This window comes from Vibrio sp. HDW18, from assembly GCF_011306175.1.
Classification (GTDB): domain Bacteria; phylum Pseudomonadota; class Gammaproteobacteria; order Enterobacterales; family Vibrionaceae; genus Vibrio; species Vibrio chanodichtyis.
Genome location: NZ_CP049913.1, coordinates 1310537 through 1332352, shown reverse-complemented (window position 1 = coordinate 1332352; position 21816 = coordinate 1310537). Strand labels below are relative to the sequence as shown.

Below are 21816 nucleotides of genomic sequence, written 5' to 3'. Positions count from 1 at the left end.
TCGCCACATCGCCCAGCACTCGAAATGAAGCCATGATTGATAGCCACGCCCACATTTATGCCAGCGAATTTGATCACGATCGGGATGAAATGATCTCCCGTGCACGACAAGCGGGGTGGAAAAAATTCTAATGCCGAATATCGATCTGGCCTCACTCGCCCCAATGCTCGCCACCGAACAGGCCTACCCTGATCTTTGCTATTCGATGCTCGGTTTACACCCTTGCTATGTCGATGCCAATGTACAGCAAACTTTAGCGACCCTTTATCAGTGGTTTGCTCGCCACACTTTTATTGCGGTTGGTGAAATTGGTATTGATCTGTATTGGGATAAAACCTTCCAAGCCGAGCAAGAAATGGCATTTTTAACTCAACTCGGCTGGGCAAAAGAGTGGGATTTACCAGTAGTGATTCATACCCGTGATTCTCTAGCGCAAACCTTAGCGCTGCTCAAGCAGGCACAAGATGGTCGCTTACGCGGCGTTTTTCACTGCTTTGGCGGCAGTGTCGAGGACGCAAAAGCGATCAATGATCTGGGTTTTCATCTCGGTATTGGCGGTGTGAGCACCTTTAAAAACAGCGGCATGGATCTAGTGATCCCACAGCTCGATCTCAATTATGTAATTTTAGAAACCGACTGCCCTTATTTAGCGCCGGCTCCGCACCGTGGTAAACGTAATGAACCGATGTTTACAGGCTTAATTGCCGAGAAAATTGCCCAGCTACGCGGGCTAAGCGTAACCGAGGTCAAGCAAATAACCACCGCCAACGCAAACTTGCTCTTTAATTTAACTCGATGAAACTTAGCCACCAGTCACCGACGGCAGATGCTCAACTTGGCAATATGCTCGGTGACGAGTGGCGATGTGAATAACCCAATCCTACTTTTTCAGATCATAATAACGGCAAGCCTAAGCTTAAGCGCATGATCCCTCGATCCCTGCGCAGATGAAGATTGGGATCTTGTTGCGCAAATCATCTGTGGATAAGTCTGTGATGTATTTATTTATACCGTGTCATCAAACCGCCTATTTCAAGGCTTTGTTGGCCGAGATCGACTGGGGATACTTTTCTATTTACTCACAGAAAAATCAGGATCATCGCTATATGTTGTGGATCAAAAGCCACAAAACCACTTTATCAACGCAATCCACAGAATTACCCACAACTGCACTGATTTTAACCAGCCATCGATAACCTTACTGGTGACGAGTACTTGTTCAAGCTTGAATAGGTTACACTCAAGCCATGATTTGTATGTTTATGAGAGCACGGCTATGTCTGCATTTTTACACATTGATGTTCAAGCTGCCCAAGCGATGCTTGAGCGCGGCCAAGCCCGATTGGTCGATATTCGCGATGGGCAATCTTTCCAACGTGCGCACGCGCAAAGTGCTCTTCATCTGACCAATCAATCGGTGATCCAATTAATGGCACAAGTGGAGTTTGAACAACCGATTTTAGTGATGTGCTACCACGGCAATAGCAGCCAAGGGGCGGCACAATATCTGGTCAACCAAGGATTTGAACAAGTGTACAGCGTCGATGGTGGTTTTGAGGCTTGGCAACGCGCCAATCTCCCCACCGAAGCGAGTTAGCCAGCATGCACCTACTGATCAGCTTACATAATCCGCGCGCTGCGCAAGCGTTTATTGATTACATGGCAGCCCAGCACATCGAGATTCAGATCACGCCAGTGGCCAACGGTCTCTTGACACTATGGGTGACCCACGAGCAAGACTTTGCCGCAGCACAGGCAGAATTGCAGATCTTTTTACGCAACCCGACGGCGAAAAAATATCAAGCCGCTTCATGGCAACTTGCCAATCCACAACGCGCGCAATTTTCTTACGTGTCACCTAATTTATTCAGCCTGATTAAAGCGAAAGCTGGCGGCTTTACCTTATTGATCATGGCGCTGTGTCTGGTGATCTTTACCCTGCAAACCTTTGGCTCCGGTCAAGCAATGTTTAACGCACTGCACTTTCCAGCCCAAACCAACCAACAGTGGCAATTTTGGCGCTGGGTCAGTCATGCGGTTCTGCATTTTTCCGTGCTGCACATTGCCTTCAATTTGCTATGGTGGTGGCAATTGGGTGGTGATATTGAGCAGCGTCTTGGCAGCTTAAAGCTAATCAAACTGTTTGTGATCGCCGCCATCGTTTCCGGTGCTGGGCAATATTGGGTGGAAGGGGCCAATTTTGGTGGCCTATCTGGCGTAGTGTATGCCTTAGTCGGCTATTTGTGGGTTATTGGCCAACGTGCACCGCAACTGGGTTTATCAATACCTCGTCCACTGTTCGGCTTTATGTTGGCTTGGTTAGTGTTGGGATTTGTGCAACCTTTCCTCGCCATTGCCAATACGGCCCATTTAGCCGGATTAATCAGTGGCATCGTTGTGGCATGGTTTGAGAGTCAACACACGGCATAGGGTTAACTCTCAGCTACCCACCGCAAAGTGCTTGCGAAAAATCCAATCTAGCCAGTAAAACGGCGACTGGCTATTGGTAGATATACTTGGTAAACAGCAAATCGGCGATGATGGTACGCCCGACTTCGGGTAATAAAATATTGTTCAAACGGCCCACCAACGACTTACGGAGATCTTCACGCCCGGCCAGAGATTTAATGGTATCTTCGGTCTGTTTACCGAGCAGCTCTACCACCGCATCACGGATCAAGGGTTGATGACGATCGATAATCGGCAAATCCGCCGCATTAGCCACCATAATGTCAATCCGGACTTGGATATAACCTAATTTGTTGCCTTTAGTAAAAAAATTGGTGGTCAAATCCGGCTCTAAGGTGAAATAACCAAGTTGAGGGACGGTGTTGCTCTTCTGTTGCGCAACACTGACAAAAGACAACATGCAGCTTAAAGCCAGCATAATTTGGATTAAGTAACGTTTTGGCATCTTAGTATTTGCTCTTTATTCTGTTCGCCATACTCGAACCTGCGGAGTCTTGTTACAATAGAGCATCCATTGCGTAAATAAAATGCTTTCCGTGTTCGAACTCTTTGATTTGGAATCAAAACCTGAGCTTTATTGTATACCCAAACCGCTCAGAGTTGCAGGTAGAAATGGATTTCAGATCAAGCGTCACATTGAATAAGAATATGAATCAAATAACTTCGCTCTATTTAGCCACACTCAAACAAGCGATCTGGCAGCCACCGGATCACATTAAGTTTCCAAGTCATTTAGCCAAACAGTGGCTGCTTGAAGCCGGCTCATTATCACGTTGTATGGCCAATTCTTGTCATCAGTTGACGGTTGAAGTGCTGAATAACCAAATCATGCCGGCAACCTCACTGCAATCGGATGAACTGACATTACTGGCACACGAACAATACTTGCTGCGTCAAGTCGTGATTAGCGGTGACCAGCAACCTTGGGTATTGGGGCATAGCATCATCCCATACTCTTCGCTGCATCATCCGGAGTTTGATTTATCTCAGCAAGGTGACACGCCGCTCGGCTTAACTCTGTTTAGTGCTGAACATGTTGAACGAGATGAATTGCAAGTGGCTTGGGTCACCACGCCATCGGGGCCACTGTTAGCTCGACGTTCTCGTTTAGCAATCAATCACAAACCTATACTGGTGAGCGAAGTATTTCTCGCCAGCGCACCGATTTACGCTAAGGAGAGCGTGTTATGAACCAAGCGAAAGCCCGTGCATATTGGCAATTGATGCGAATGGATCGCCCGATTGGCTCACTATTGCTGCTGTGGCCAACCTTGTGGGCGCTATTTTTGGCGGCTGAAGGCCTACCCGATATTCGAGTGCTGGGCGTATTTGTCTGCGGGGTATTTTTAATGCGTTCTGCAGGCTGTGTGATCAATGACTACGCCGATCGTCATGTCGATGGCTATGTACAACGCACCCGCCAGCGGCCACTACCCGCAGGATTAGTCACCGCCAAGCAAGCGTTATGGCTGTTTACCTTACTGGTGGTGAGTGCTTTTGGCTTAGTTTTAACCATGAATAGCCTGACGATCCAACTCTCGTGCATCGGTCTGCTCCTAGCTTTTATCTACCCATTTATGAAACGCTATACCCATCTGCCTCAGCTAGTGCTTGGCTTAGCGTTCAGTTGGTCGATACCAATGGCGTGGGCAGCGCAAGCCAATGCCCTGCCTGCCTCGGTCTGGGCGCTGTTTACGATCAATGTACTGTGGACCATTGCTTACGATACACAATACGCGATGGTCGATAGAGAGGATGATGTCAAAATTGGCATCAAATCGACTGCGATCTTATTTGGGCGTTGGGATAAACGCATCATCGGCTTACTGCAGCTAGCCAGCTTAGGGTTACTGGTCACTTTAGGCCAAGCGCTGACACTCAGTTCTTACTATTACTGGGGAGTGCTGATCGCCGCAGGGCTGTTTGTCTATCAACAACATCTGATCCGTTACCGTGAGCGCAGCGCGTGCTTTCAAGCTTTTTTAAATAATAATTATGTGGGCATGGCGATCACGCTTGGCCTGTTACTCAGCGTCATCTATCCGTAATCCATCTACGCAATTCAAGCACGCTTGCCGCGGTCACTCAGGCAAGGCAACCAAAAAGGCATCACTAGGATGCCTTTGATTTTATTAGATAAGCAGCTTTAAGCTCGACTATTCATCCACCTGACACAAACTTTCTTGAATGGTCATGCGCACTTCTGGATAGATCAGCGCGTACAGTTGCCGTGCCAACGGTTGAGCACTGACCAACACACAGCGGCCGTGGCTATCTAAATAACCTTGCTGTTGTAGCGTGACAAACAGTGCCGCAAAAACCCCTTTATCAAAAAATTCTGGCGCATTAATGCCGTGCAAACGCCCCAAGCGCTGTGCGACTTCTTGGCTTTTCTCTTCCAGCTCAGTTTTATCTAAATGCGGGCGACTGACTAACAGATTCAGCGCAATCGCATAGCGTTCAAGTGTTTCGGCAATGGTTTGCCCTAACAGCATTAACACTTGAGTCTGAGCTTGATTATGCGTCAAGACATCGCCTTGCATACTCACCAAGCCTTGACTGACCAGCTCTTGCACATAGCGCAGCACCAGATCGTTAAGCTCATCTTGCTCAAAACGCAAAAACAGCTCTTGTTTTAAGAACGGATAAATCTGCGCCACAGTGGATTGTATTTTCTCTAATGACACACTCGGCTGACGCAGCAGCAATTGCGCAATCAGAGAAGGCAGCGCCAGCAGATGGATAATGTTATTGCGATAATAGGTCATCAGGATCGATTGATTGCGATCCAGTGAAATAATATCGCCCATGGTATCGGTTTCCACCACAAACTTATCCAACGATTCCGCATGCTCCACCAAGCGCTCTGCGCTATCGACCGGTACCGTTGAGGTTGCAGAATAAGGCACATTACGCAGCAACGATAAATAGCACTCAACCTGTTTGACCAGGTTATCCCGCGCCAAAGCTCGCTGACGAGAAGCCAGTAACGCGGTAGCACACAAGGTCATCGCATTGACGGCCGCCGCATCATTAATGTGAGTCATCATGCGCGTCGCCAATTGATTCACAGTTGGTGTCATCCACTGCGGCTTACTGGCGCCCATGGGATCAATATCTTGTGTCCACTGCGGTACTGTTTCATTCAAAAACTGGTTAAGAGGGATTGGCTCACCGAAGTTGACATAACCTTGGCCAAAATTGCGCAATTTACGCAAAGTGCGTAGCACTAAGCTGGCGTTTTCTTTCTCTTTGCGCTTACCACGCAGCTCTTTGGCATACGTCCCCACTTCCATCACATGCTCATAGCCAATGTAGACTGGCACTAAAGTGACCGGACGATTTAGGCCACGCAACATGGCTTGAATGGTCATCGCCAACATCCCAGTTTTCGCCGGTAGCAAGCGTCCGGTGCGCGAACGGCCGCCTTCACTGAAATACTCAACCGAATACCCTTTGGCAAAGAGTTCGGCTAAGTATTCACGAAACAGCGTGGAATAGAGTGGTGCGCCTTTAAAACTGCGGCGGATAAAAAAGGCCCCACCGCGGCGGAAAATCGGTCCAGCGGGGAAAAAGTTCAGGTTAATCCCCGCCGCAATATGCGGAGGCACCATACCTTCATGGTAGAGCACATACGACAGCAGCAGATAATCCATATGGCTACGATGACAAGGCACATACACAATCTCATGCCCATCCTGTGCCAAACGGCGTACGGTCGCAGCATTATTGATATTCAGGCCTTGGTAAATGCGATTCCACAACCAACCTAAAACGCGATCGCCTTTTTTCACCAGCGAATAGGAAAAATCCGCGGCAATTTCATCGAGCATGTCATGCGCGGCTTTGCGCGCTTTTTCAAGCGGGATCTGTTTTGCTTGCGCTTCATCGGCGATGGCTTTTTCAATCGCTGGCGAGTTCATCAACCGCGCGAATAACTGCGCGCGCTGCGGCAAATCCGGCCCAGAAGCCGCCAGTTTTTGGCGAGAAAAGTGAATGCGTGCCACGCGCGCCAGTTTATGCGCTATCGAGGCATCCGTACCATGAGTATCGGCCATATAACGCAAAGAGACGGCAGGGCTAAAGCGCACTAAACAGTCGCGACCAGCGGTCAGTACCGCTAGTGCTTTTTGCGCCCCATTCAAGGTTTGCAAATAAGGACGCTCTTGTCCCTCTTTACCCGGCTTACGCCCCCACAGCACAGTCGCAGGGATCACTTGCACATTCAATTCACTGTCTAATTTATGCACAGAAAGCAGATCGGAAAACAGCGTGATCGACTCATTCGGCACATGCTGATCACGACTGAGTAGCGTTGGACGCGAAGCAATAAACACATAGCGTTGATAGGCTTGACCATTGAGCACCAGTGGCTCAAGAGGATCCGGCAAACCAGCTTGTTTGGCGTGAGTTTGTAGCGTCAGCAAATCCACATTCGAGCGAAATGGTAACGCGTAAATGATCGGTTGGTGGCGATCAATCGCCAGATCATGAATTGGATCAGACGGAATTGCAGTCCCTTTCACCAGTGCCGACATCGGCAATTTCAGTAGTGAACGAGATAATAGGTGTCCTGAAGACATAGAGTTCAAAGCCTCAAGATTCTTGAAATAAGCTCGACTGTATGTGCTCTGATGCGCTTAGCGTGAGGCGATACACTCGTGCAGTCTGGTTTTTTGCGCGCCAAGAATACCAGAAACTGGTCAAACCTTTTAATTTTATTGCTTAGATTGGCAGCATTTCTGATGCACACTCGCCAACTGTCAAGACGAAGAGTGATGCATTTATGTGATTTTTCCGTGTGGTTAGCATCACTATCAGACAAAAAACCAGCAATTGGCTTGGCAATTTAACCGACACTGGATATACTCACAGTCAACTGTATAAAAAGACAGGTAACTCATGAAGCCGTTAACCCCTCGCCAACAACAAGTGTTTGATCTGATCAAAACCCAGATTGAGCAAACCGGAATGCCACCAACCCGCGCAGAAATTGCTAAAGAACTCGGTTTTCGTTCAGCGAATGCGGCTGAAGAGCACCTCAAAGCGCTAGCGCGTAAACAAGTGATTGAAATGGTGCCAGGTGCATCACGTGGGATCCGCATTCTCGTCGATCATGCCGCCAATCAAGAAGAGATTGAAAGCGGCCTGCCCTTAATCGGCCGAGTGGCGGCCGGAGAACCGATCCTCGCTCAAGAGCATGTCGAAACTCACTATCAGGTCGATCCCAACATGTTTCGCCCTCATGCCGACTTTCTACTCCGCGTACATGGTGAAAGCATGAAAAATATCGGTATTCTTGATGGTGACCTCTTAGCGGTCCACAAAACTCAAGATGTGCGTAATGGTCAAGTCGTCGTGGCTCGAGTCGAAGATGATGTCACCGTAAAACGCTTTGAGCGCAAAGGTGCCAAAGTGCGACTGCATGCTGAAAACGAAGAATTCGCGCCAATTGAGGTCGACTTAACCGCACAATCATTGACCATTGAAGGTATTGCCGTCGGTGTGATTCGCAGCAGTGACTGGATGTAACAGCGTTAGGATCCCCACCATTAAATAATAATGCCCATGTGCCATTTTCAACCATGGCGATGGGCTTTTATCTCGCGGTGTATCTCCATAAGTTAAGATCTATAACACTTCAAGTCCGCAGGCCACACCAATCACAATTGCCCCGATTAGCCACTCACCATAGCCGATCAAACAGCGCTCAGTTACACTAACCGCCAATCTAGATTGAGGTTTGGGTGTGTCATTGATCTTGCAAACTCTGCAACAAAAAAACGTCCATCGCCAAGTATTGGCGATCGCTTTACCTATGGTGTTATCAAATATTACCGTTCCACTGCTTGGTTTAGTGGACGCTGCGGTAATTGGCCACCTCGAACATGCTTGGTACTTAGGTGGCGTGGCACTGGGCAGCACTATGATTAGCGTCACCTTTTGGTTGCTCGGCTTTCTGCGCATGTCGACGACCGGCCTCTCCGCCCAAGCCCATGGCGCTCAAAACCCACATCAACTAGGGCAAGTATTACTGCAAAGCTGCGTGATCGCGCTTGGTTTAGCCGCGCTCTTTTTACTGGTGCATCGCCCCATCGCCGAGTTGATTTTTCAATTCAGCGCTGCCAGCCTGCCAGTCAAAACTCAAGCGGCAAACTATTTCTATCTTCGCGCTTGGAGCGCGCCAGCGGCACTGCTCAATTTGGTTTTGTTAGGCTGGTTACTCGGCACTCAAAATGCTCGCGCGCCAATGTGGATAGTGATCATCATTAACCTGACCAATATTGCGTTCGATCTCCTGTTGGTACTTGGCTTAGATTTAAAGGTTGAAGGCGCCGCGATGGCATCGGTGATCGCCGACTATACGGGTCTGATGTTTGGCCTGATGTTTGTCATTCGCTACTGGCGACAGCAGCAGTTACCTGCACTACTCGGCTTATTAACCACATTCAGTACGCAACTTTCACGGCTAGTCACCCTAAATCGAGACATTTTTCTGCGTTCACTTTGCCTGCAAGCCGTGTTTAGCTTTATGACCTTTCAAGGTGCGGCCCTCGGCGATCAAACCGTGGCAGCCAATGCGGTATTAATGAGTTTATTGATGATCATTTCCTACGGCATGGATGGATTTGCCTATGCGATGGAAGCGATGGTTGGCAAAGCGATAGGTGGCAAAGATAACCAGCAACTACGCGCTTCGATGATAGGTAGCACTTTTTGGGCACTGCTGATCTGTGCACTACTTAGTGCACTTTTCTTTAGCTTGGGAACGCAGATCATTCCGCTCATCACCAATATTCCCAGCGTACAAATCACTGCGGCTACCTATTTACCTTGGCTGGTGGCAATGCCGCTGATCTCCGTGTGGTGCTTTTTACTGGATGGGGTGTTTATTGGCGCGACCAAAGGGCGAGAAATGCGTAATAGCATGGCGATCGCGGCGGTGAGTTTTTTTGCGCTTTATTGGCTGAGTACCGATCTCGGCAATCATGCGCTGTGGTTTGCCATGCTCAGCTTTATGGCGCTACGCGCTATAACCTTAGGCATCACACTCTATCGCCAGTGGCGAGCAGGAACTTGGTTGTGGCAATAAAAAGTCGGGGCACATTATTTGCCCCATATTACCCATACCATAACCGCGACTCGCTAATCCTCATCTGAGGGGGGTGTGGTATTGTCTCGAGTATAAAATCTGGCAAAAAACAGCCCGACTTCAAATAACAAACACATCGGTATCGCCAGCAAAGTTTGCGAAATCATATCTGGTGGCGTCAAGAACATGCCCACGACAAACGCCCCAACGATAATGTATGGCCGTTTTTGCGACAGGCTGCTTGGCGTGGTGGCACCGGTCCAACACAGCAAAATGATCGCCACCGGCACTTCAAAGGCAATACCAAAGGCTAAAAACAGCGCCAACACAAAATCGAGATAGCTGGCAATATCGGTGGCGAACTCTACGCCACTTAAGGAAATCGCCGTGAAAAAACCGAACACTAATGGAAAAACCACAAAGTAAGCAAACGCCACCCCACAGTAAAACAACAGTGAACTTGAAACCAACAGTGGAAAAATTAACCGCCGCTCATGCTTATACAAACCCGGTGCAACAAAGGCCCAGACTTGATAAAGAATAAATGGCACCGAAATAAATACCGCGGCAATTAAGGTCAGTTTCAATGGAGTGAAAAACGGAGACGCCACATCGGTTGCGATCATCGTGGCCCCAGCCGGCAGCCTTTCCACTAACGGTTTGGAGACAAATTGGTAAATCTCATTGGAAAAATAGATCAAACCAATAAACACCACCACCACCGCCGCAACGGCTTTCAGTAGGCGATCACGCAGTTCCAATAGATGGCTGATTAAAGGTTGGGGTTGTTCAACGGAAGACATGCAAACCTCATGTAGCAGATCAAAAAAGAGTTATCGCACCGAGGATAACTCTTTGTGAAGACAGTTTAGTTTGGGAAGACAATCGAGTCAGCTCACATCGCCTAATCGGTCTTGTTAACCGGCGCTGGCGCGACACTCTCAAGATGCGGATCCGGCTCGACAGTCACATCCTTCTCACCACTCGTAGAGTCGGCTTGGGTGTCACTGGCTGATGGAGCCGCATAAGGCTGCTGTACTTGCTGCGCGGCTTGCTTGAGTGATTCGACCGATTGTTGCAGCTCTGGCGATAAATTTTGCATCCCCATCTGCTCAGCTTTGCGCAGGTTTTCTTGCAGTTCCTGCACTTTCAACTCGCGCGCCAGCTCGTCTTTAACGCTATTAGCCATGCTTTTCGCGGTGGAGACAAACTTAGCAACGCTGCGAATCGCATGCGGTAATCGTTCCGGACCGAGCACCACCAGTGCCACAATCGCGATCAACACCAGCTCCCAAAAACCGACATCAAACACGATTTAAGCCTGCTCTTTGTCTTTTTTCACTTCAGCGGTCGCATTGGTTTGCGGCTGCTCAAGGTTTTTGGTTGCAAAATCAGCATCTTTCTGTTGATTGGCGGTTGTGGGGTTTGTTTCATCTTCCGACATCGCTTTCTTAAAGCCTTTAACCGCACTACCTAAATCACCACCAATACCACGCAGTTTCTTGGTGCCAAACAGCAATACCACGATAACGGCGATGATAAGAAGTTGCCAAATACTGATACCACCCATTTTTTTTACCTCGGGTTATGTGAATAAATCTTCGAACACCACCAAGCGCCATTGCGCTACTGACGGTAAGCTCGCCAACTGAGCAGCCAACATAATGCGCCAAACGTTGCGCTACCGATAGCCAATAATTCCAACTGATTGGAGATCCATATCGCTGAGCATACGGCGAATGTTGCTCCAACACCAAATAAAAACTTCGCCGTTCCCTGCTGACGTTTTGATTGTCGATAGCCTTGATAAAAGCTCTCTAAACGCTGATTCAGATTACGACCTTGCTTTAAACTGTCATACAATAATTCTGGCAGCTCAGGCATTTTTTCAAACCATAGTGGTGCACGCTCTTTCAGCGTATGCCAAAAGGCTTGCGGCCCAACCTGATTGGCCATCCACTGTTCCAAAAATGGTTTAGCAGTTTGCCACAAGTCCAGTTGAGGATAGAGCTGACGCCCTAAACCTTCAACATACAACAGTGTTTTTTGCAGCAAAACCAACTGCGGTTGCACTTCCATATTGAAACGCCGCGCAGTGTTAAATAGGTTAAGCAGCACATGACCAAACGAAATTTCACACAACGGCTTGGCAAAAATCGGCTCGCACACCATACGGATCGCGACTTCAAACTCATCAACATTGGTATCCAGCGGAACCCAACCTGAATCGACATGCAACTGGGCCACTCGGCGATAGTCGCGATTGAAAAAAGCCAGAAAGTTTTCGGCCAGATAACGTTTATCTGCGCTATTGAGTGTACCCACGATGCCGCAATCCAAACCGATCCATTGCGGATTATCAGGATGTGCTGGATTGACGAACACATTGCCAGGATGCATATCGGCATGAAAAAAACTGTCGCGAAAAACTTGGGTGAAAAAAACCCTAACCCCGCGTTCAGCCAATAATTTCATATTGGTGCCATTGGAGTGCAATCTCGCCAAGTCAGAGACTTGGATGCCATATATTCGCTCAGAAACCATGACGGTTTGATTACAAAACTCGGTAAAGACTTCTGGTACATACAGCTCTTCACTGCCAGCAAAGTTGCGACGCAACTGAATCGCGTTAGCGGCTTCACGACGTAAATCCAACTCGGCAAGCAAAGTTTGCTCATATTCGCGTACCACTTCAACCGGTTTTAAGCGGCGCGCCTGCGGCAATGCTTTCGCCACAATACGCGCCACGCGATACATCAGTTTGAGATCCGCATCGATTTGCCGATGAATATCGGGACGGATCACTTTCAGCACCACATCGCGGCCATTACTTTTCAGCTTGGCGGTATGTACTTGGGCGATGGAAGCAGAGGCTAACGGTTTAATATCAAACTCATCGAACCAGGTTTCCAGGGCTGCACCCAGTTCTTGCTCCATCAGTTGTTTGGCTTGCAGGCCATCAAATGGGGCAACTTTGTCTTGTAGCATCGCCAATGGATCGGCGATGTGTGGCGGGAACAGATCACGCCGAGTTGACATCATTTGGCCAAATTTAATCCATACCGGACCTAGCTCTTGCAGTGCTAAACGTAAGCGCTCCCCCAACGGTAGCTCGCTATGCTGATTACGTAACCAGAATAGACATTGACGAACCAGCAGTGGCGTGCGCGTCAAATGATGGTTGGGCAACAACTCATCGAGGCCATATTCCAGTTGTACTTTGATTATGTGGTATAACCGTTTCAACTCTGCAGGTTTCATGCGGATCCCAATAACTGGCTGATGCGTGCTTCTAAGCGGGCGGTGTGACTGGTGAGCTCATCGACCTGATCACAAAAATAGGCAATTTCCAATGCGGGAGGGGCCATTCGCCACTCTTCGGTGAGTACCTGAGCCAAATGATGTTGAGATTGCGATGCTTGCCGTTTCAAAGTTTCAGCCATGCTTTTAACACTATGAACTAAGCTGTGTGCCAGCGCGTCACCCATCATGCGCGATAACCACTCTTCCATATCTGGCCGACAATCGCTGATCAGCGCTGCAAATTTTTGCGCCAGTTGCAGATCACCTTCCAATTGCAATTTATCTTGCTTAATCAGTTGGGTGATATTTTCTTGCTCGCGCAGTTGCCGCAAAATCGAGAGATCGAACGCTAAATAGCAATCTGCTTGACCTTCAAAACCGGTCATTACATCAATTTGCTGACTGAATACAAAAGTCACCGTTTGCTGCCATTCACGCAGATGCAGTGAGATCACTTTACCTTTGAGACGTTGCCGTTGGCGGATTAAACTGGAATCCTCACTGATCAGCGTGTTGAGCGTCGTTTCAAGCAGCGCAGTGAGCAGCGGTGCGAGTGGCATGGTCGCAAGCAATGACATAGCAGCCCTTAAAATTTGTAACCACGATGCAGCGCCACAATGCCGCCGGTCAGGTTGTAATAGGTAGTTTGTTCAAAGCCAGCCTGTTCCATCATGCCTTGCAGAGTATCTTGATCAGGATGCATGCGGATCGATTCGGCAAGATAGCGGTAACTGTCGGCATCGTTAGCGATCAATTGTCCCATCCTAGGCAGAATATGAAATGAGTAGGTATCGTAAAGTTTAGACAACGGCTCTAAGATCGGCTTGGAAAATTCAAGCACCAACAAACGACCACCCGGTTTCAATACACGAAACATCGAGCGGAGCGCTTTATCTTTATCGGTCACGTTACGCAGACAGAAACTGATGGTGATACAGTCAAAATAGTTGTCCGGAAACGGCAACTCTTCCGCGTTAGCCTGCACATAATGCACATTGCCAACAATGCCACTGTCGCGCAGTTTATCGCGTCCCACATTCAGCATTGAGTTATTAATATCCGCGAGGATGACATGACCTTTATCACCGACAATACGTGAAAACTTAGCGGTTAAGTCACCCGTGCCACCACCTAAATCGAGAATGCGTTGTCCAGCACGCGCTCCAGAGCAATCAATGGTAAAACGCTTCCATAAACGGTGAATACCACCAGACATCAAATCATTCATGATGTCGTACTTGGCCGCTACCGAATGAAATACTTGCGCGACTTTGTGGACTTTTTCGTCTTTAGGTACGGTAGTAAAACCAAAATGGGTGGTTTCTTGATAGTCTGGCTCAGTGTTTACGAGCACGTTGGTGTCGGTCATTGTTTTTCCTCTCTGGCCGTCATGGCGACGGCAACTGCGGGCAGTTAGTTTACTTTATCCTCAATCGGATGTCTTTCTACTAAAGGGGCATTTTCCATTTCCGCCGAGTGTTGCGCGCGGTCAATCAAAGGCTGGGCAATCGAGCGTTTGATCTCCACCCCAAGCTGCTTAAAACTTTCCGCTTGACGGATCGCGTTGCCACGCCCGGTGACCAACTTACTCATTGCTCCCTGATAGCTCTGATTGGCTTTATCTAGCGCGCCGCCCAGTGCTTGCATATCGTCAACAAATAAGCGCAATTTATCGTACAACTTGCTGGCTCGCTCTGCGATCACCTGAGCGTTTTGATTTTGCCGCTCATTGCGCCATAAATTATCAATGGTGCGCAGTGCCACCAACAGAGTGGTTGGACTGACCAAAATAATGTTCTGCTCCAGCGCGTCTTTAACTAAGCTGGGATCGGCCTGAATCGCAACTTGGAACGCTGGCTCAACCGGAATAAACATCAGCACATAATCAAGGCTCTGAATGCCTTGCAACTGATGATAATCTTTTTGGCTTAATCCACGAATATGGTTTCGCAGCGCAAGTAAGTGCTCACCTAGGGCACTATCACGCTCACTATCGGTTTGCGCATGGAAGTAGCGCTCATAAGCCACCAAGGCCATTTTTGAATCAACCACCACTTGTTTATTTTGCGGCAGGTAAACAATCACATCCGGCTGATAGCGTTTGCCTGCTTCGTTTTGTAAGCTGACTTGGGTTTGGTATTCATGTCCTTCACGTAGCCCAGATTCAGCCAGCACTCGCGCCAGCACCACCTCACCCCAGTTTCCTTGCTGCTTGTTATCGCCTTTTAATGCTTGGGTTAGGTTAAGCGCCTCTTGCGCCATCTGTTCATTGAGGCGCTGCAAGTTACGCAATTCATGCACTAAAGTATGGCGCTCTTTCGCTTCGTGATTAAAACTGTCATTGACCTGTTTTTTAAAGCCTTCTAACTGCTCTTTCAGTGGGGTCAACAAACCTTGCAAACTCTGGCGGTTTTGCTGATCAACGCTGATGGTTTTGTGCTCGAAGACTTGATTGGCTAACTGCTCAAACTGCTGCTTGAGGCGATCTTCTGCGCGCTCCAGTAACTGCAATTTTTCTTGGCTCGACACCAACTGTTGTTGATAACGCGCTTCTTGTTCGCGTAATTGACTATCGAGTTCAGCATTAGCCGCACGCAAGTGATTAAGTTGATCCGCATACTGCTGGCGCTCTTGCTTCACATCCTCGAAGTAACGCAGTTTTTCCAGCACCGCCATTAACTTGCCATGCAGCTGCTTTAGCTCAAACTCATTTTTATCACGTAGATTATCTAATTCATCTAACTCGTGCTGCGCGTTAGCCAGTTGCTGGTTAAGCTGCTGCATCTGCTGGGTATGCCAATCGTTTTGTTGTTCAAGTTGCTGGGTCAGCAGTTGTGTTTTCAATTGATAACGCTGCTTCATCCACCAACCTGCTGCCATCCCAGCCGTGCTAGCACTCACTAACCCCGACCACAATACGGTTTGATTTTCAAAAATCCATTGCATGTTGAACACTTACGGTGATTTATCTCGCTAACAAGGGTATTTCGACACTGGATAAATGTCCAGTTGGTTACAAATTTATTAACACCAAAGCAGCACAATCGACCCTAGCCTCAGCTTATCCAGTGAGCTTTAACCCGCGTTTTACTTAAACCCACTGACCCGCTACGTAGCCACTCGACCACGCCCATTGAAAGTTATAGCCACCAAGCCAACCAGCGACATCCATCACCTCACCAACAAAGAACAGTCCTTTGACGGTTTTACACTCCATGGTTTTTGAAGAGAGACAATCGGTATCAACGCCACCTAAAGTCACTTCGGCAGTGCGGTAACCTTCGGTGCCGTTTGGCACGATAGACCAGCTCTGCAAACGGCTTTGCACCACTTCCAACTCTTGCGGGGTATATTGTTTGAGTGGTTTATCGGCAAACATTTTTCGCTCAATGAACACTTCGACTAAACGCTTGGGCAGCACTTTGGAGAGGGTGTTTTTCAAGCTTTGATTTGGATGGTTTTGTTTCTCATCACCCAATAGCCGTGCTAAGTCAACTGCAGGTAACAAGTTAGTGGTAATGGCTTGACCCGGCTGCCAATAGGAGGAAATTTGTAGCACCGCAGGCCCAGACAAGCCGCGATGAGTAAACAGCAAGGCTTGTTTGAAGCTTTGACCGCCTTGCGTGCTCATTTCAACGGGGATCGCAATTCCTGATAATGGCGCGAAATCTTGTTTATCTTGCACATGTAATGTAAACGGCACTAAACCGGCACAGGTGCTGATCACGGGTAAGCCAAACTGCTCAGCAATTTTGTAACCCAATGGAGTCGCGCCCAGCGCGGGCATCGACAAACCACCGGTTGCTACGACCAGCGAACTGCATTCAATGGCTCCGAGTGTGGTTTGCAGCGCAAAACCCGATTCGATTTGGCTTATCGCACTAATCTCAACTTGATAATGCTGCTCAAGATTCGGTTGATTACATTCGCTCAGCAGCATATCAACGATCTGTTTCGCTGAATCTAAGCAAAATAACTGGCCGTGTTCACGCTCTTCATAATCAATAGCATATTTACTGACTAGCGAAATGAAATCCCAGTTGCTGTATTGGGAGAGTGCCGATTTCACAAAGTGTGGGTTTTGGCATACATAATTCGCTGCCGACACCTCATAGTTGGTAAAATTACAGCGACCACCGCCAGAAATGAGAATTTTCCGTCCCGGTTTTTTGGCATGATCGAGCAGTAACACTTGGCGGCCTCGCTGCGCTGCCTGCGCGGCACACATTAAACCAGCAGCACCAGCACCAATTATCACTACGTCAACTTTCTTGCTCATTACCGCTCTCTCATCCCATAAAAAAAGGATGTGCTGAGTGCACATCCTTACTCATTTTGGCGGTTATTGTAGCGGCAAACCACTACGATGCCAACGCGAGACCAAGTGCGGTTTAACGCGGCAGGCTAAAGCATAAAGGCAACAACCGTTGTGAGCACCAGCAAAGAACCGGATAATACAAACAGTTCACGCACTCGATCACATTTACCAATAAACAGCGGATCATGATGATGATGATACTCGCGACTTTTCAGGTAATGATACAAACGCACCTGCTTAGTCATATTGCCATGAGTAGTAAAAAAGCCGCGTCCATCGACTTGTTGATACAGTAGCGGATGCGCTTCACGCATGATGTAAAGCAACGAACGCAGCGCGGTAACATAACGCACCACATTAATTGCCGTAACACTCATAAGCGCCAATAGAATGGTATCTGCACCGATCATCTTTTCCTCCTTACACCTGGTGTTCAGCATGCCCGGAGTAAAAGATCACCACTTTAAGCTACCTCGTGGCTTATTTCACTCTGCAGGGACATCCATCACCGAAGATGGGCCTTTTTTCGCCAATGCTAAAAGATCTTTATCGATAAAGAACAGCGCCTTACCATCTTCACCGACCAGCTCTAGCTTATCTAAAATCCCTTTAAACAATTTCTCTTCCTCGTGCTGTTCAGCCACGTACCACTGCAGGAAGTTAAAGGTTGAGTAATCTTGGTTGCTAAACGCCACATGGGCCAGTTTGTTAATCTGTTGGGTGATCTTCTGTTCGTGTTGATAAGTCTCGCGAAACACCTCACCCAGTGAAGCGAAATCGTGGCGCGGTGCGGCGATGGCACCAAGAATGGGGAGCGCCCCAGTTTCGCTCACATAGGTAAACAAACGTTGCATGTGCTGCATTTCTTCCACGGCATGTGCACGCAAAAATGCAGCCGCACCGTCAAAGCCTTTGTCTTCACACCAAGCACTCATTTGTAAGTATAGATTGGATGAAAAAAATTCTAGGTTAATTTGCTGATTGAGATGCTCAACCATCGCTTGCGACAACATAAAAAGCTCCTAATTTACGCCAACTGTTTACACAAACTATAGCATAGCCACTGGCTATTGTAGTCGTTGCTCAAGCCAGCACGATCAAACTGAGATCGCTGCGACAAAAAATTACAGCCGCCAGTGCTACGCTGTATTAAGTCACCCGAACAGGAGCCTGAACAATGAGTTATCAACATCTTTTGGTCGCAGTCGATCTCTCTGAAGATAGCAAACTACTGGTTGAGAAAGCGGTGGCACTGGCCAAACCGCTTAATGCCGCCATTTCATTTATCCATATCGATGTAAACTATGCCGAGCTATATACCGGTCTAATCGATATTAATTTGGCGGAAACCCAACACCATTCAATGGAGTCATCACTCACGCAATTACAAAGTCTGGCGCAGCATGCCGATTATCCGATCAAGCATACGTTAGTCGGCAGTGGTGATTTAAGTAATGAACTGTGTGAAACCATCAATGAATTTAATGTTGACCTGCTGGTGTGTGGCCATCACCAAGATTTCTGGAGCAAACTGCTCTCTTCCACGCGTCAATTGATCAATAGCTCGCCGGTGGATATGTTGGTTGTACCACTCAACGACTGACGAACAGAAAAGACTCAGGTAGACTGCCATTTTCCATTCCTTTTATCGATGGCGTTATGGTTTATCTTTCTGCAGTCACCCTGTTATGGGCGTTTTCGTTTAGCCTGATCGGCGTTTATCTTGCTGGTCAGGTTGATGCTTGGTTTGCCGTTTGGATGCGCGTCGCGCTAGCTAGCCTAGTTTTTATTCCTTTCCTGCGTATTCAAGGCGTACCACGTGCCTTGATTGGCAAATTGATGGCGCTGGGTGGCATTCAGTTGGGCTTAATGTATTGCTTCTATTATCAATCTTTCTTGCTACTCTCCGTTCCGGAAGTACTACTGTTCACCGTATTCACACCGATTTATGTCACGCTGATTTATGATTTGCTCCATCGGCGTTTCTCACCCTGGTATCTACTAACCGCTTTGGTTGCGGTACTTGGCGCAGTGCTGATCAAATTCGCGGCAATTAGTCCGCACTTTTTCGCAGGTTTTCTGGTCGTGCAAGCCGCCAACCTTTGTTTTGCGATTGGCCAAGTCGGCTACAAATATGTGCTTGAACAGCAGCCGATCCGCCTGCCTCAACATGCCGTATTTGGCTATTTCTATCTGGGAGCTTTTGTCGTCGCCAGTGGTGCACTGTTACTGTTTGGCAATCTAAAACAACTGCCTACCACTCAACTGCAATGGGGTATTTTGCTGTATTTGGGGCTAATTGCGTCTGGACTGGGCTATTTTGCCTGGAATAAAGGCGCATGCATGGTCAATGCTGGAGCCTTAGCGATTATGAATAATGCGTTAGTACCGGCAGGTCTAGTGGTCAATATTCTGATCTGGAATCGCGATGTAGATTTGCTGCGTCTTTCACTCGGTGGTGTAGTGATCTTAGCTTCGCTGTGGCTTAATGAAACTTGGGTAAAACGTCGTGTAGAGCGCGATTATCAACGCCAATACCCTCAATAATCGGAAAAATGCACAGGGCCCAAACTCATCTCAGCCAGTGCTTCAAACCATCACCACCGCCCAAGGTGGTGGTGATGGGACGACAATAAAACATGGCGGAAATTTTACGGCTTAGTGCATACCAGCGGGTTGTGCACTTGGTTGAGTTCTCTGTGGATGGATTTTCTCAACTTTACTGGCTAACTTGTGCTGCTTTTTGATCAGCTTACGCTGTCTTTTCAACAGCTTTTCTAGTTTTTTATCAAACCTCTGCTGCTTAGTAGCGCCTTTCTTAGACACTACCACACTGGCCGCAACCGACAATTCGGTGTTAGCCACAGTGGCTAATGCTTGGCTACTGAGTGATTGTGGTTTGCACAAATACTTTTTATCCGCAGCTACGCGAGCGCAGCTACGACATAAAAATTGTGGTGATACCACCAACCGTTCAATCTCGCCCAGCGAGGTCACAAGCTCACTGCGACTCAGTTTGCATAGACGTTTAGCCACGTTAGCGCTCCAACTAAAATACGAACTATTCTCAGCTGCGGATATTACGTGGTTCACCCCAAAATACAACACCGATCCAGTAATATTGATCTCACTAAATCATGCCAGACTAAGCCAAAGTCGTTATTCACTGTCCATCGCAGCAAGTACATAAACATCAAAACGGTTTTTCTTGGTTTCAATCACCATAGTCGGTGGCTGCTGTTGCAGCCATGGTGCGTAGTCAGGTCGTTTGACCACTACCCGCTTACGAGCCAGTTGCAATGCGGGATCAAGTAAAGCATCCGCATCATTGTCCGCCCCCACCAACGATTGAAAAACTCGCATCTCTTTTTTAACCAGCGCACTTTTTTTCTTATTGTCTGGATGTGGGTACATGGGATCGAGATAAATCACATCCGGTGCCACAAAATTTGGCTCCGCCGCCAGTTGCTGTAATGCGGTATGACTTGATGCGTGCAACAGACACATACGCTCACTGACCCAAGCACCGATTTCACTGTCTTGCTTGGCGCGTTGTAAGCCATCTTCCAACAATGCCGCGACCACAGGATGGCGCTCAACCATCTGCACTCGACAACCCAAGGAGGCCAATACAAAAGCATCTCGTCCTAAACCCGCCGTCGCATCCAGTACGACAGGTGTGACTCCTTTATTGAGGCCAGCGGCTTTAGCAATCGACTGCCCTTTGCCACCACCAAATTTGCGGCGATGGGCGACCGCACCTGCAACCCAATCGACATAGATCGCCCCAAGTTTGGGTTCATCTAATTTGCGCAGTTCAAGACGCTGCTCACCCAGCACCAGAGCAAATAGACTGTCATCGCTCGCTTGCAGTTGCCAACGGCTAGCAATCTGCTCTAACTCTTGCGCGCGGTGTGGCGCTTCGCAAATCAATTGAATGAACAAAGGAACTCCGAAAACCGAGAGAAAACAGCGCTCAGTGTAGCGGATTTTGTCAGCAAACCCTACGCTTTCTCTTGTGATGATGTCACCGTTACAAGCTCTCAGCACAAGTCAGCGCAAAGCTTCCCTAACCGCACAATAATGGTAACATCAAGCCTCGCTATCGCCTGTCGGCATCACGGAGTATCAGGAACATAATGCAAACTAAACTCGATGATCTGGATCGCGCCATTTTGAAGATTTTGATGGATGACGCTCGCACGCCCTATGCCGAAATGGCTAAACAATTTAATGTGAGCCCAGCAACCATTCATGTACGAATTGAAAAGATGAAAGCGAGTGACGTCATTCAAGGCACAGAAGTGGTGGTTAACACCAAAAAGCTCGGTTACGACGTTTGCTGCTTTATTGGCATTAATTTGAATGCGGCGCGCGACTACCACTCGGCACTCGCCAAACTAAACGCACTCGATGAGGTGGTGGAAGCTTATTACACCACCGGTGCCTATAATATTTTTGTCAAATTGATGTGTCGTTCAATTGAAGAGTTACAGCATGTGTTGATTGACAAGCTACAAGCGATTGATGAAGTACAGTCCACTGAAACATTGATCTCATTACAAAATCCCATCAATCGCAACGTCAATCCCTAACGATTTAGCCGAGACAGCTATAAATCGTCTGGCTGCTT

22 protein-coding genes and 2 pseudogenes are annotated in these 21816 nt (G+C 48.0%); 10 read left to right on the top strand and 14 right to left on the bottom strand.

What is annotated here, in order from left to right; all coding sequences use genetic code 11:
- The first annotated feature begins 32 nt into the window (after positions 1 to 32).
- The 3 genes and pseudogenes from G7083_RS06485 (at position 33) to glpG (ending at position 2430) form a co-directional block, all read left to right on the top strand.
- A pseudogene (locus G7083_RS06485) lies at positions 33 to 799 on the top strand (TatD family hydrolase).
- Positions 800 to 1276: 477 nt separating this feature from the next.
- Positions 1277 to 1597: a thiosulfate sulfurtransferase GlpE gene (gene glpE, locus G7083_RS06480; RefSeq protein ID WP_166014048.1), complete on the top strand. Its 321-nt coding sequence runs from the start codon at positions 1277 to 1279 to the stop codon at positions 1595 to 1597.
- Between the two features lie 5 nt (positions 1598 to 1602).
- Entirely contained in the window at positions 1603 to 2430 is an 828-nt protein-coding gene (gene glpG / locus G7083_RS06475; RefSeq protein WP_166014047.1) for a rhomboid family intramembrane serine protease GlpG, read from the top strand.
- Positions 2431 to 2500: 70 nt separating this feature from the next.
- On the opposite strand, the gene G7083_RS06470 is transcribed toward glpG, so the two are convergent.
- A complete protein-coding gene (locus tag G7083_RS06470) occupies positions 2501 to 2914 on the bottom strand; it encodes a flagellar basal body-associated protein FliL (RefSeq protein WP_166014046.1) in 414 nt (137 codons plus the stop codon).
- 203 nt (positions 2915 to 3117) lie between these two features.
- Here G7083_RS06470 and G7083_RS06465 point away from each other — a divergent pair, with 203 nt between their 5' ends.
- Positions 3118 to 3660, top strand: a complete 543-nt coding sequence (locus G7083_RS06465) for a chorismate lyase (RefSeq protein ID WP_166014045.1) — start codon at positions 3118 to 3120, stop codon at positions 3658 to 3660.
- The gene (ubiA, locus tag G7083_RS06460; RefSeq protein WP_166014044.1) at positions 3657 to 4517 is read left to right on the top strand and encodes a 4-hydroxybenzoate octaprenyltransferase; all 861 of its coding nucleotides are present in this window, start codon (positions 3657 to 3659) and stop codon (positions 4515 to 4517) included. The genes G7083_RS06465 and ubiA overlap by 4 nt, the downstream gene beginning before the upstream one ends.
- A 108-nt stretch (positions 4518 to 4625) precedes the next feature.
- On the opposite strand, the gene plsB is transcribed toward ubiA, so the two are convergent.
- A complete protein-coding gene (gene plsB, locus G7083_RS06455; RefSeq protein WP_166014043.1) occupies positions 4626 to 7052 on the bottom strand; it encodes a glycerol-3-phosphate 1-O-acyltransferase PlsB in 2427 nt (808 codons plus the stop codon).
- 319 nt (positions 7053 to 7371) lie between these two features.
- Between plsB and lexA the strand changes: the two genes are divergently transcribed.
- Positions 7372 to 8001, top strand: coding sequence for a transcriptional repressor LexA (gene lexA / locus G7083_RS06450; RefSeq protein WP_166014042.1), 630 nt, complete (start codon positions 7372 to 7374; stop codon positions 7999 to 8001).
- 217 nt (positions 8002 to 8218) lie between these two features.
- Complete coding sequence (gene dinF / locus G7083_RS06445; protein ID WP_166014041.1) at positions 8219 to 9562, top strand: MATE family efflux transporter DinF; 1344 nt, start codon at positions 8219 to 8221, stop codon at positions 9560 to 9562.
- Between the two features lie 53 nt (positions 9563 to 9615).
- Here dinF and tatC read toward each other — a convergent pair whose 3' ends face one another.
- From tatC to ftnA, 10 genes and pseudogenes are all read right to left on the bottom strand, one after another.
- Positions 9616 to 10365, bottom strand: coding sequence for a twin-arginine translocase subunit TatC (gene tatC / locus G7083_RS06440; RefSeq protein WP_166014040.1), 750 nt, complete (start codon positions 10363 to 10365; stop codon positions 9616 to 9618).
- 179 nt (positions 10366 to 10544) lie between these two features.
- Positions 10545 to 10874 (bottom strand): annotated as a pseudogene (gene tatB, locus G7083_RS06435) (Sec-independent protein translocase protein TatB); the annotation flags it as partial.
- Between the two features lie 3 nt (positions 10875 to 10877).
- Positions 10878 to 11132, bottom strand: coding sequence for a Sec-independent protein translocase subunit TatA (gene tatA, locus G7083_RS06430; RefSeq protein ID WP_166014038.1), 255 nt, complete (start codon positions 11130 to 11132; stop codon positions 10878 to 10880).
- Between the two features lie 56 nt (positions 11133 to 11188).
- A complete protein-coding gene (ubiB, locus tag G7083_RS06425) occupies positions 11189 to 12823 on the bottom strand; it encodes a ubiquinone biosynthesis regulatory protein kinase UbiB (RefSeq protein WP_166014037.1) in 1635 nt (544 codons plus the stop codon).
- Positions 12820 to 13425, bottom strand: a complete 606-nt coding sequence (locus tag G7083_RS06420; protein ID WP_166015003.1) for an SCP2 domain-containing protein — start codon at positions 13423 to 13425, stop codon at positions 12820 to 12822. Before G7083_RS06420 ends, ubiB begins: the two co-directional genes overlap by 4 nt.
- Positions 13426 to 13451: 26 nt before the next feature.
- Positions 13452 to 14234 (bottom strand): bifunctional demethylmenaquinone methyltransferase/2-methoxy-6-polyprenyl-1,4-benzoquinol methylase UbiE, encoded by a 783-nt coding sequence (gene ubiE, locus G7083_RS06415; RefSeq protein WP_166014036.1) that lies wholly within the window; start codon positions 14232 to 14234, stop codon positions 13452 to 13454.
- Positions 14235 to 14278: 44 nt separating this feature from the next.
- Entirely contained in the window at positions 14279 to 15811 is a 1533-nt protein-coding gene (rmuC, locus tag G7083_RS06410; RefSeq protein ID WP_166014035.1) for a DNA recombination protein RmuC, read from the bottom strand.
- Positions 15812 to 15956: 145 nt separating this feature from the next.
- Positions 15957 to 17144 (bottom strand): NAD(P)/FAD-dependent oxidoreductase, encoded by a 1188-nt coding sequence (locus tag G7083_RS06405; RefSeq protein WP_166014034.1) that lies wholly within the window; start codon positions 17142 to 17144, stop codon positions 15957 to 15959.
- Positions 17145 to 17269: 125 nt separating this feature from the next.
- Entirely contained in the window at positions 17270 to 17593 is a 324-nt protein-coding gene (gene uspB / locus G7083_RS06400; protein ID WP_166014033.1) for a universal stress protein UspB, read from the bottom strand.
- Positions 17594 to 17668: 75 nt separating this feature from the next.
- On the bottom strand, positions 17669 to 18196 hold the full coding sequence (gene ftnA / locus G7083_RS06395) for a non-heme ferritin (RefSeq protein ID WP_166014032.1): 528 nt from the start codon (positions 18194 to 18196) through the stop codon (positions 17669 to 17671).
- 164 nt (positions 18197 to 18360) lie between these two features.
- Here ftnA and G7083_RS06390 point away from each other — a divergent pair, with 164 nt between their 5' ends.
- Both G7083_RS06390 and G7083_RS06385 read left to right on the top strand, forming a co-directional pair.
- Positions 18361 to 18786, top strand: coding sequence for a universal stress protein (locus G7083_RS06390; protein ID WP_166014031.1), 426 nt, complete (start codon positions 18361 to 18363; stop codon positions 18784 to 18786).
- 56 nt (positions 18787 to 18842) lie between these two features.
- Positions 18843 to 19730: a carboxylate/amino acid/amine transporter gene (locus G7083_RS06385; protein WP_166014030.1), complete on the top strand. Its 888-nt coding sequence runs from the start codon at positions 18843 to 18845 to the stop codon at positions 19728 to 19730.
- 111 nt (positions 19731 to 19841) lie between these two features.
- Here the strand turns inward: G7083_RS06385 and G7083_RS06380 are convergent, their stop codons facing one another.
- Both G7083_RS06380 and G7083_RS06375 read right to left on the bottom strand, forming a co-directional pair.
- Positions 19842 to 20219 carry a hypothetical protein gene (locus G7083_RS06380; protein WP_166014029.1) on the bottom strand — a complete coding sequence of 126 codons (378 nt, stop codon included), beginning with the start codon at positions 20217 to 20219 and terminating at the stop codon, positions 19842 to 19844.
- A 123-nt stretch (positions 20220 to 20342) separates the two neighbouring features.
- Positions 20343 to 21128 (bottom strand): class I SAM-dependent methyltransferase, encoded by a 786-nt coding sequence (locus G7083_RS06375; RefSeq protein WP_166014028.1) that lies wholly within the window; start codon positions 21126 to 21128, stop codon positions 20343 to 20345.
- A 194-nt stretch (positions 21129 to 21322) separates the two neighbouring features.
- Between G7083_RS06375 and asnC the strand changes: the two genes are divergently transcribed.
- Positions 21323 to 21778, top strand: a complete 456-nt coding sequence (gene asnC / locus G7083_RS06370; RefSeq protein ID WP_166014027.1) for a transcriptional regulator AsnC — start codon at positions 21323 to 21325, stop codon at positions 21776 to 21778.
- Positions 21779 to 21816: the final 38 nt, after the last annotated feature.

What these genes read in the sequence shown, in the direction of transcription:
- glpE (WP_166014048.1), top strand. Translation starts at nt 1,277, where the DNA reads ATGTCTGCATTTTTACACATTGATGTTCAAGCTGCCCAAGCGATGCTT.
- glpG (WP_166014047.1), top strand. Translation starts at nt 1,603, where the DNA reads ATGCACCTACTGATCAGCTTACATAATCCGCGCGCTGCGCAAGCGTTT.
- G7083_RS06470 (WP_166014046.1), bottom strand. Translation starts at nt 2,914, where the DNA reads ATGCCAAAACGTTACTTAATCCAAATTATGCTGGCTTTAAGCTGCATG.
- G7083_RS06465 (WP_166014045.1), top strand. Translation starts at nt 3,118, where the DNA reads ATGAATCAAATAACTTCGCTCTATTTAGCCACACTCAAACAAGCGATC.
- ubiA (WP_166014044.1), top strand. Translation starts at nt 3,657, where the DNA reads ATGAACCAAGCGAAAGCCCGTGCATATTGGCAATTGATGCGAATGGAT.
- plsB (WP_166014043.1), bottom strand. Translation starts at nt 7,052, where the DNA reads ATGTCTTCAGGACACCTATTATCTCGTTCACTACTGAAATTGCCGATG.
- lexA (WP_166014042.1), top strand. Translation starts at nt 7,372, where the DNA reads ATGAAGCCGTTAACCCCTCGCCAACAACAAGTGTTTGATCTGATCAAA.
- tatC (WP_166014040.1), bottom strand. Translation starts at nt 10,365, where the DNA reads ATGTCTTCCGTTGAACAACCCCAACCTTTAATCAGCCATCTATTGGAA.
- tatA (WP_166014038.1), bottom strand. Translation starts at nt 11,132, where the DNA reads ATGGGTGGTATCAGTATTTGGCAACTTCTTATCATCGCCGTTATCGTG.
- ubiB (WP_166014037.1), bottom strand. Translation starts at nt 12,823, where the DNA reads ATGAAACCTGCAGAGTTGAAACGGTTATACCACATAATCAAAGTACAA.
- G7083_RS06420 (WP_166015003.1), bottom strand. Translation starts at nt 13,425, where the DNA reads ATGCCACTCGCACCGCTGCTCACTGCGCTGCTTGAAACGACGCTCAAC.
- ubiE (WP_166014036.1), bottom strand. Translation starts at nt 14,234, where the DNA reads ATGACCGACACCAACGTGCTCGTAAACACTGAGCCAGACTATCAAGAA.
- rmuC (WP_166014035.1), bottom strand. Translation starts at nt 15,811, where the DNA reads ATGCAATGGATTTTTGAAAATCAAACCGTATTGTGGTCGGGGTTAGTG.
- G7083_RS06405 (WP_166014034.1), bottom strand. Translation starts at nt 17,144, where the DNA reads ATGAGCAAGAAAGTTGACGTAGTGATAATTGGTGCTGGTGCTGCTGGT.
- uspB (WP_166014033.1), bottom strand. Translation starts at nt 17,593, where the DNA reads ATGATCGGTGCAGATACCATTCTATTGGCGCTTATGAGTGTTACGGCA.
- ftnA (WP_166014032.1), bottom strand. Translation starts at nt 18,196, where the DNA reads ATGTTGTCGCAAGCGATGGTTGAGCATCTCAATCAGCAAATTAACCTA.
- G7083_RS06390 (WP_166014031.1), top strand. Translation starts at nt 18,361, where the DNA reads ATGAGTTATCAACATCTTTTGGTCGCAGTCGATCTCTCTGAAGATAGC.
- G7083_RS06385 (WP_166014030.1), top strand. Translation starts at nt 18,843, where the DNA reads ATGGTTTATCTTTCTGCAGTCACCCTGTTATGGGCGTTTTCGTTTAGC.
- asnC (WP_166014027.1), top strand. Translation starts at nt 21,323, where the DNA reads ATGCAAACTAAACTCGATGATCTGGATCGCGCCATTTTGAAGATTTTG.